This is a genomic window from Bradyrhizobium sp. 164, assembly GCF_023073715.1.
Taxonomy (GTDB): domain Bacteria; phylum Pseudomonadota; class Alphaproteobacteria; order Rhizobiales; family Xanthobacteraceae; genus Bradyrhizobium.
The window spans coordinates 1-9,540 of sequence record NZ_JADPKA010000086.1 but is presented as its reverse complement, the minus strand read 5'-3'; the positions used below and the strand labels follow the sequence as shown (position 1 = coordinate 9,540).

The 9,540-nt window shown below is 64.5% G+C and carries 7 protein-coding genes; 3 read left to right on the top strand and 4 right to left on the bottom strand.

The annotated features are described in order from the left end of the window. Positions 1-392: 392 nt before the first annotated feature. Complete coding sequence (ppc, locus tag IVB01_RS27200; RefSeq protein WP_247276053.1) at positions 393-3,191, top strand: phosphoenolpyruvate carboxylase; 2,799 nt, start codon at positions 393-395, stop codon at positions 3,189-3,191. Between the two features lie 93 nt (positions 3,192-3,284). On the opposite strand, the gene IVB01_RS27195 is transcribed toward ppc, so the two are convergent. The 4 genes from IVB01_RS27195 to IVB01_RS27180 form a co-directional block, all read right to left on the bottom strand. Continuing rightward, entirely contained in the window at positions 3,285-4,451 is a 1,167-nt protein-coding gene (locus IVB01_RS27195) for an SMP-30/gluconolactonase/LRE family protein (protein WP_247276052.1), read from the bottom strand. Between the two features lie 115 nt (positions 4,452-4,566). Next, positions 4,567-5,481 carry an SDR family oxidoreductase gene (locus tag IVB01_RS27190; RefSeq protein WP_247276051.1) on the bottom strand — a complete coding sequence of 305 codons (915 nt, stop codon included), beginning with the start codon at positions 5,479-5,481 and terminating at the stop codon, positions 4,567-4,569. 107 nt (positions 5,482-5,588) lie between these two features. After that, complete coding sequence (locus tag IVB01_RS27185) at positions 5,589-6,728, bottom strand: thiolase (RefSeq protein WP_247276050.1); 1,140 nt, start codon at positions 6,726-6,728, stop codon at positions 5,589-5,591. A gap of 3 nt (positions 6,729-6,731) precedes the next feature. After that, positions 6,732-7,145 (bottom strand): Zn-ribbon domain-containing OB-fold protein, encoded by a 414-nt coding sequence (locus tag IVB01_RS27180; protein WP_247276049.1) that lies wholly within the window; start codon positions 7,143-7,145, stop codon positions 6,732-6,734. A gap of 178 nt (positions 7,146-7,323) precedes the next feature. On the opposite strand from IVB01_RS27180, the gene IVB01_RS27175 reads away from it, so the two are divergent. Together IVB01_RS27175 and IVB01_RS27170 are read left to right on the top strand one after the other, a co-directional pair. Further along, on the top strand, positions 7,324-8,673 hold the full coding sequence (locus IVB01_RS27175; RefSeq protein WP_247276048.1) for an amidase: 1,350 nt from the start codon (positions 7,324-7,326) through the stop codon (positions 8,671-8,673). Next, the gene (locus IVB01_RS27170) at positions 8,666-9,352 is read left to right on the top strand and encodes a DUF2848 domain-containing protein (protein ID WP_247276047.1); all 687 of its coding nucleotides are present in this window, start codon (positions 8,666-8,668) and stop codon (positions 9,350-9,352) included. Before IVB01_RS27175 ends, IVB01_RS27170 begins: the two co-directional genes overlap by 8 nt. Positions 9,353-9,540 lie beyond the last annotated feature (188 nt).

Below are 9,540 nucleotides of genomic sequence, written 5' to 3'. Positions count from 1 at the left end.
TTTGCGAGAACCGCCCGTTTGCACATTCTGGCAGATTTCCCAGACACAAGAGCGCGCCATAAGCCGTAAAACCATTGCGCAGGGAAGGCCGGGATGTCCCGGCGTCACCTGTGGTCACCCCGCGTGCGTTTCTCGCGTGCGGACCCTGGGTGCCAGCCGGCGCCCGGCCTTCCCTGCGCCCTCTCTTCTCGATGAGGGTGAAGACGGATAGCAAACCTCGGGCGCCTGCGCCGCGAGACCGAGAACGTGTGCGCGCCGCTCTGCAAGACCCATCCTGCCACGGTCAGCCATGTTGCCGCGCCGCCACCAAGTTCATCTTGCACTGCGGCAGAAAAATATCGCACACTCGCTCGTGCCGGGCATCCAAGCGAGCTCGAACCGAGGAGCGAGCCATGTCCCTCCAGACCATACCATCCGACGCCACCGAGCATCGCCCCAACCGTCCCGAGGATGTCCAGGCGATGGAAGCGGAGGCGCGCCTGCGGGACGACATCCGCCTGCTCGGGCGCATCCTGGGCGATACCGTGCGCGACCAGGAGGGCGCCGAATTGTTCGAACTGGTCGAGCGCATCCGCCAGACCTCGATCCGATTCCACCGCGACGAGGACCGGCTCGCCCGCCGCGAGCTCGAGCAGATCCTCGATGGCATGTCGATCTCCGAGACCGTGCGGATCGTCCGCGCTTTCAGCTATTTCTCCCATCTCGCCAACATCGCCGAGGACCAGAACAACATCCGGCAGATGCGCGCCCGCACCGCGGGCAAGAACGGCGGCTCCGGCGTGCTGGCGGAAACGCTCGTCCATGCCAAGGCGGCGGGCATCGGCCCCGACGCGCTGCGCAATTTCTTCAAGACCGCACTGGTCAGTCCGGTGCTGACCGCGCACCCGACCGAGGTCCGCCGCAAGAGCACCATGGACCGCGAGATGGAGATCGCAGCCCTGCTCGATCGCCGCGAGCGCGTCGCCCTGACCGCCGAGGAGGCCGCCGCCAGCGACGAGCAGCTCCGCCGCGAGGTGCTGACGCTGTGGCAGACCAACCTTTTGCGGCGGACCAAGCTCACGGTGCTCGACGAGGTCGCCAACGGCCTGGCGTTCTACGACTACACCTTCCTGCGCGAGGTGCCGCGCCTGATCAACGCGCTCGAAGATCGGCTGGAGGAGGGCGGCGAGCAGGCGGCGGGCGAGCTCGCCTCGTTTCTGCGCATGGGCAGCTGGATCGGCGGCGACCGCGACGGCAATCCCTTCGTCACCGCCGACGTCATGCGCGGCACGCTGCGGCTGCAGTCCAGCCGGGTGTTGCAGTTCTATCTCAACGAGCTGCACGTGCTCGGCTCCGAGCTGTCGATCGCCGCGCATCTCGCCGATGTCTCCGAGGAATTGCGCACGCTGGCGGAACGCTCGCCGGATACTTCGCCACACCGAAGCGGCGAGCCTTATCGCCTCGCGGTGTCCGGCATCTATGCGCGCCTTACCGCGACCGCCGAAAAGCTGGAAGTCGAGATCACGCGGCGGCCGGTCGGCAAGGGCAAGCCTTACGAGAGCGTCAGGGAGCTGCAAGCCGATCTCGACGTGCTGCACCGCTCGCTGATCTCGAACAATGCCCGCGTCATCGCCCGCGGCCGGCTGCGGCTGCTCCGGCGCGCGGTGGATTGCTTCGGTTTCCATCTGGCGCGGCTCGACATCCGCCAGAACTCTGCCGTGCATGAGCGCACCATTGCCGAGCTGATGGATGCTGCCAACCCCGGCATGTCCTATCTCGCGCTCGGCGAGGACGCCCGCATTTCGCTGCTCACCAACGAGTTACGCTCGACGCGCGCGCTGGTCTCGCCATTCGTCAAGTACAGCGACGAGACCATGGGCGAGCTCAACGTGTTCCATGCTGCCGCGGAAGCGCATGCGAAGTTCGGTTCGGACGCGATTCCCCAATGCATCATCTCGATGTGCAAGGGCATGTCGGACATGCTCGAGGTCGCGGTGCTGCTCAAGGAGGTCGGCCTCGTCCATCCCTCCGGCCGCAGCGCCATCAATATCGTCCCCCTGTTCGAGACCATCGAGGATTTGCAGGCCTCCTCCGGAATCATGGACCGCATGCTGTCGTTGCACGATTACCGCCGCCTCGTCGACAGCCGCGGCTGCGTGCAGGAGGTCATGCTCGGCTATTCCGACAGCAACAAGGATGGCGGCTTCGTCACCTCGGGCTGGGAGCTCTACAAGGCTGAGATCGGCCTCGTCGACGTGTTCGAGCGCCACGGCGTGCGCCTTCGCCTGTTCCACGGCCGCGGCGGCTCGGTCGGTCGCGGTGGCGGTCCGAGCTATGATGCCATCATCGCGCAGCCCGGCGGTGCCGTGAACGGCCAGATCCGCATCACCGAGCAGGGCGAGATCATCTCGTCGAAATATTCCAACGCCGAGGTCGGCCGCTACAATCTGGAGATCCTCGCCGCAGCGACGCTGGAGGCGAGTCTGCTGAATCCGCGCCAGAGCGCGCCGCGCCGCGAATATCTGACCGCGATGGACGAATTGTCGAACCTTGCCTTCAGGGCTTATCGCGGCCTCGTCTACGAGACCGATGGATTCGTCGACTACTTCTGGTCATCGACCGTGATCAACGAGATCGCGACGCTCAATATCGGCAGCCGCCCGGCCTCGCGCAAGAAGACGCGCGCGATTGAGGACCTTCGTGCCATTCCCTGGGTGTTCTCCTGGGCGCAATGCCGTCTGATGCTGCCGGGCTGGTACGGTTTTGGCAGCGCGGTCGAGCAGTGGATCGCCGAGCATCCCGACAAGGGCATGCCGTTCCTGAAGGAGCTCTACCAGGAATGGCCGTTCTTCCGCATGCTGCTCTCGAACATGGACATGGTGCTGGCGAAAAGCTCGATCGCCATCGCCTCGCGCTATGCCGAGCTCGTGCCGGACGAAGCCCTGCGGGAAAAAATCTTCGGCCGCATCCGCCGCGAATGGCATTCCTGCATCGAAACGCTGCTCGACATCATGGGCCAGGACCGGTTGCTTCAAAGCAATCCGCTGCTGGAGCGCTCGGTGCGCCACCGCTTCCCCTATCTCGATCCGCTCAACCACGTCCAGGTCGAGCTCTTGAAGGAGCATCGCGCGCAGAACCCGGACGAGCAGGTGCTGCGCGGGATCCAGCTCACCATCAACGGCATCTCGGCTGGCTTGAGGAATACGGGTTGACGTCGTCGTTCCGGGGCGATGCGAAGCATCGAACCCGGAACCTCGAGATTCCGGGTTCGGCTCTTCGAGCCGCCCCGGAATGACGGCACTATCTCACGGCTTCATGGCGCCCTGCACGCTGGTGTAGACGGCATAGAGCGATGTCGAGCCGCAAATATACAGCCTGTTTCGCTGCTGGCCGCCGAAGCACAGATTGGCGACTGTTTCCGGAATATGGATCTTGCCGAGCAATTCGCCCGATGGGGTATAGCAGCGCACGCCGTCTTCGTTCGGGTCGCCCCAGCCCACCGAACACCAGACCCGTCCTTCGGTGTCGCAGCGGACGCCGTCGGTGATGCTCGGTTTTGGCATTTCAGCGAAGACCTTGCTGTTCGACACCTTCCCCCCGGTCACGTCGAGATCGAACACGCGGATATGGGACGGGTTGTCCGGCCCATCGGTGAACCCGGTGTCGCAGATATAGAGCTTCTTCTCATCCGGCGAGATAGCGAGCCCGTTGGGCTCCACAAAATCGTCGACGACGACTTTGACCTCTCCGGACTTCGGATCGACCCGGTAGACGTTCTTCTTGTCCTGCTCGGGCTCGGCCTTGATCCCCTCATAGAAGCCGCCGATCCCGTAGGCAGGATCGGTGAACCAGATCGCGCCATCGGCCGTCACCACCGCATCGTTGGGCGAGTTCAACCGCTTGCCGTTGAACTTGTCGGCGATGATGGTGATCGAGCCGTCGAGTTCGGTCCGCGTCACGCGCCGACCGCTATGCTCGCATGTGATCAGGCGTCCCTCGCGATCGATGGTGTTGCCGTTCGAGTTCATGGAGGGCTGACGGTAGACGCTGAGGTGACCGTCATCCTCGGAGAAGCGCATGATGCGGTTGTTCGGAATGTCGCTGAACAACAGGTAGCGCCCCGCGGCGAAATACACCGGACCTTCGGCCCAGCGGAAGCCGGTGGCGACCCGCTCGACGGCCATGGTGCCGGCGAAGGCGGGAAAGCCGGAGGGCCCGAAGGATGGCGGCCCCTTCTTGGCGGATTCCAAGTGGGAGTCCGGATAGCGGCTGCCCGGCAGTGGTCCCAAGGGCAACGGCGCCGTCGATCTCGTCGGCGCGCCTGTCTGGCCCAAGGGCGCGACGGAGGCTGCCAAGGCCGCGTTCATGGTAACGCCCGTCGCCGCGACTGCGGCCGCCGCGCCCTTCAACAGGGTGCGGCGCGCGAGAGAGGGTTCGCTGGATTCGGCAGAAATGGTCAGTGGTTTCGTCATAGTCGCCTCCCATTTTTTTGTTGGGAGGAAAACCATCCGCCTGCAATCGGGCGTAAAGCGGGCGATCCCGGCCGAACAACCGGAGACCGCGATGCAGCAATAGCTTGGAATCCAGCTAGACGGGATCCCAGGTGAAGATGTCGGCCGAGCGGTCCAGCTTGTAGAACGACCCCTTCAGTGCCGGCATGCCGTGTTCCGCGATCGACTGCGGCGTCCAGCCCTCGCTTCGCTGCACCGAGCGGATCGGACGGTTCTGGCTGAACAGGAAGATCTCGTTCATGCGCACGCCAAAGATCTGCCCGGTGACGTCCCTGGCGGAATCGCCCAGCAGATAGCCGCAGAGCGGGGCGATCTTCTCCGGTCCCATCTGCTTGATCTTCTCGACCCGCGCTTTCTCGGCTTCGGTCTCGGTCGGGATGGTGCCGATCATGCGGGTCCAGGCGAACGGCGAGACGCAGTTGGAGCGGACGTTGAAACGGCCCATGTCGAGCGCGATCGACTTGGACAAGCCAACGATGCCGAGCTTGGCGGCGGCATAGTTGGCTTGGCCGAAATTGCCGATCAGGCCGGAGGTCGAGGTGAAATGGACGAAGGAGCCCGACTCCTGCTCGCGGAAGATCCGCGCCGCGGCGTGGGAGACATAGAACGAGCCCATCAAATGCACCTTGATGACCGCTTCGAAGGCCTCCACGCTCATCTTGTGGAAGATCATGTCGCGCAGGATGCCGGCATTGTTGACGACGCCGTCGAGCCGGCCGAAATGATCGGTCGCGGTCTTCACGATCTTGCTCGCGGGAATGGCTTCGGCCACCGACTCGAAATTGGCAACGGCAGTGCCGCCGCGCTTCTTGATTTCCTCGACCACTTCTTCGGCGGGCGCCGTGTTCGAGCCGGCGCCGTCGGCGGCGGCGCCGGGATCGTTGACGACGACCTTAGCGCCTTCCGCGGCGCAAAGCAGCGCGATCTCCCGCCCGATGCCGCGGCCTGCGCCGGTGACGATGATGACCTTGTCTTGCAGTGATTTGCTCATGCGTGTGTTCTCCTGTTGTCTGCGTCATTCCGGGGCGTGCGAAGCACGAACCCGGAATCTCGAGGTTCCGGGTCTGGTCCTTCGGACCATCCCGGAACGACGAGGGCTTACCTCTCGTTCGTAAACACGATCGTGCCACTCGCCGCGAACATGCCGCCGACGCCGTGGCACACCGAGACCTTCGCGTTCGGCACCTGTGCCGGCGCGGTGCCACGCATCTGCCGCACGCTCTCCTGGAGCGCGTACATGCCGTACATGCCCGAATGCATATAGCTCAAACCACCGCCATTGGTGTTGAGCGGCAGCTTAGCCCCAGGCCGCGTGTTGCCGTCCGCAATGAACTTGCCCGTTTCCTCATAGGGCATGAAGCCGAGGTCGCCGAGCCCGAACAGCGGCAGATGTGCAAACGCGTCGTAGATCATGAGATGGTCGACGTCCTTGTGCGCGATGCCGGCCTCCTTGAAGGCGAGGGGCCCTGCGGTCTTGAACGCGCGCGAGGAATTGAACGTCTCCATCTGGCTGACCATCGGTGTTTCCACGCTCTCGCCAGTGCCCATGATGTAGACCGGCTTCCTCGGAAAATCCTTGGCTCGGTCGGCCGAGGTCAGGATCAGCGCGCCGCCGCCGTCGGTGACAAGGCAGCACTGGAGCAGGCGGAACGGATAGGCGATCATGCGCGAGTTGAGCACGTCCGCGACCGTGATCGGCTCCTTCATCATCGCGCGCGGATTTTTGGCCGCCCATTCCCGCTGCACCACCGCGACCGAAGCGAGCTGCTCGTGCGTGATGCCGTAGGTCTTCATGAAGCGCAGCACGGGGATCGGGAACATGCTGGGCGGGCCGTAGACCCCATAGGGCGCCTCGAACTGGCCGTTGAGGCTGTCCGGTGGCGTCGAGCGCGGCAATTTGCCGATCATCGACTTGCCGCTCTCGGCATGGGTGATCAGCACGGTCTTGCACAGACCGGCCTCGATCGCCGCGGCCGCGTGGCGCACGTGCAGCATGAAGGAGCAGCCGCCGACGGAGGTGCCGTCCACCCAGGTCGGCTTGATGCCTAGATAATGGCAGACCTGCTGTGGCGTTTCGACCGCAGTCGCAAAGCCGTCGATGTCGGAGAGCTTCAGCCCGGCATCGGCGATAGCATTGAGCGCCGCGTCGGCGTGGAGCTGGAGCTGCGAGGCGTTGGGGATGACACCGAGCTCGGTGGTCTCGGCCGCGCCCACAACGGCAACCTGGTTCTTGCGCATGGCCTAGCCCTTCGCCGGACGGAAGACGGGAAGGGTGATGTTGTCGTCGAGCTTCTCAAAGGCGACCTCGAGCTTCATGTCGAGCTCGAGCGCTTCGGGCGTCTGCGGACAGTCGATGATGTTGCTCATCATTCGCGGCCCCTCATCGAGCTCGACCACGGCGATGGCGTAAGGCGGCGTGAAGCCGGGCGCAGCGGGACGGTGGTTGATCACGTAGCTGTAGAGAAAACCATTGCCGCTCGCCTTGAACACCGAGACCTTGCGCGAGGCGCAGGACGGACAGAACGGGCGCGGCGGGAAGTAGATATGCGCGCAAGCGTCGCAGCGCTGGAGGCGCAATTCGCCCGCCTTCGTGCCGTCCCAGAAATGCTGGGTCTCTGGCGTCGGTTTCGGTCGCGCGCGCTGCGGTTCGGCCATATCGGCAGCTCCTCCCAAGAGACAGGCTTCGCGCCCGCCTGTTTCGATCTTGATGCGACAATCGACTATAGTGCGTCAACGGTCCAGCAATGCGCATGCATGCCATCATGCGCACAATGCTTGTGTCGACCTCGGCCGGCGCTATAGATTGCGCGCGCCAATATTCCGTGAGACAGACATGCCCGATTTTCCGACACTGGCGAAGCTCGCCGGAGACCTCGAAGGCGGCCGCACGACCTCCCGCAAGCTGGTCGAGGCGTGCATCGCCAGGATCGCCGATCCGGCCGGCGAAGGCCAGCGCGCCTTCATCCATGTTGACAAGGATGCTGCGCTCGCGGCCGCTGACGCGATGGACGGCTTGCGCAAGGCCAAGGCCGCGCCGTCGCGCTATGCCGGCATCCCGATCTCGATCAAGGATCTCTTCGACATCAGGGGCCAGGTGACGCGCGCCGGCTCCCGCGCGCTCGACGATTCCTCACCGGCCGAGCAGGATGCGGTCGCAGTGGCCCGGCTGCGCAAAGCCGGTTTCGTCGTGATCGGGCGCACCAACATGACCGAGTTCGCCTATTCCGGCATCGGCATCAATCCGCACTATGGGACGCCGAAGGGCGCATGGAACCGGGCGGAGGGCCATGTGCCCGGCGGCTCGTCCTCGGGCGCGGCAGTGTCCGTGCTCGATGGCATGGCGCATGGCGCCCTCGGCACCGACACCGGCGGCTCCTGCCGGATTCCGGCCGCCTTCAACGGCATCGTCGGCTACAAGCCGACGCAGCGCCGTGTGCCGCTCGACGGCGCGGTGCCGCTGTCGTTCTCGCTCGATAGCATCGGGCCGCTGGCGCGATCGGTCAGTTGCTGTGCCATACTCGACGCGGTGCTGGCCAACGAGCCGATCGTTCCGCTCAAGCCGCGGCCGATCCAGGGCTTGCGGCTGGCGGTGCCGACCACGATCGCGCTCGACGACCTCGATGCACAGGTCTCCGAGACCTTCGAGCGCGCGCTGAAGGCGCTCGCCGATCACGGCGCCATGGTCGAGCGCATCGAAATGGCTGAATTCCACGACATCGGCCCGATGAACGCCAAAGGCGGCTTTGCAGCTTCCGAAAGCTATGCCTGGCATCGCTATCTCATCACCGCGAAGGGCGACGTCTATGATCCCAGGGTCGCCGTGCGCATCATGCGCGGCGAGGTGCAGAGCGCGGCCGATTACATCGATCTGCTCAACGAGCGGCGCTCGCTGATCGCCCGCGTCAATGCACGGATTGCGCCTTATGACGCCCTGGTGCTGCCGACGACGCCCAACACACCGCCGAAAATCGCCGATCTCGCCGACGACCAGGCATTCGCCCGCGAAAATATCCGCGCCTTGCGTAATTGCAGCCTGATCAACCTGATCGACGGCTGCGCCATCTCGCTGCCTGCGCATCGCGAGGGCCACGTTCCTGTCGGCTTGATGCTGGCGGGGGCGGGCGGGACCGACCGCCGCATCTTCGAACTTGCTGCCGGCATGGAGGCCGTAATCCGTGTTTGACCTGACCTTCACCGTCGACGCCCAGGACACCACAACGCCGCTGACGCTGGCGATCGACCAGGCCTTCATCGCCGGCTGGACCGGCCGCGATCCGGTCGCGCGCGACAAGCACATCGCCGAGCTCGAGGCCGTCGGCATCGCCCGGCCGGCCTCAACGCCGATCTACTATCGCGTCTCGGCGCGGCGGCTGACGATGGAAGACCGCATCGAATGCACCGGCGGCGACTCGTCCGGCGAGGTCGAGTTCGTGCTGCTCGGGTGGCAGGGCCGCATCTTCGTCGGCTGCGGCTCCGATCACACCGACCGCAAGGTCGAGGCCTATAACGTCACAGTGTCCAAGCAGATGTGCGACAAGCCGATCGCGTCGACGCTGTGGGAGCTCGAGGACGTCGTCGGCCATTGGGATAAGATGATCCTGCGCTCCTACGCCACGATCGACGGCGAGCGCATGCTCTATCAGGAGGGCACCCTCGATGCCATGCTCCCGGTCACTGAGCTCATCGCACGCGGCTTTCCGGGCGGGAAGCTGCCCGACGGCTGCGCAATGTTCGGCGGCACCTTCGCCGCTAAGGGCGGCATCCGCCCTGCCGACCGGTTCGAATTCGAGCTGGAAGATCCCGTGCTGAAGCGAACGATCAGGCATGGGTATGACGTGGTGACGCTGCCGGTGAGGGGCTAACTCTCTCCTCACCGTCAGCAAAGCGAAGCAATCCAGAATTGTTCTGCGGTGGCAGTCTGGATTGCTTCGTCGCAAGGGCTCCTCGCAATTGTGCATGTTCACTAATTCGCTGATTGGATCGCTCCAGCGGAGGACGATCCGATGCGCGACAACAGCTATGACCGGACGATTGAGCGCAACTATCTGCA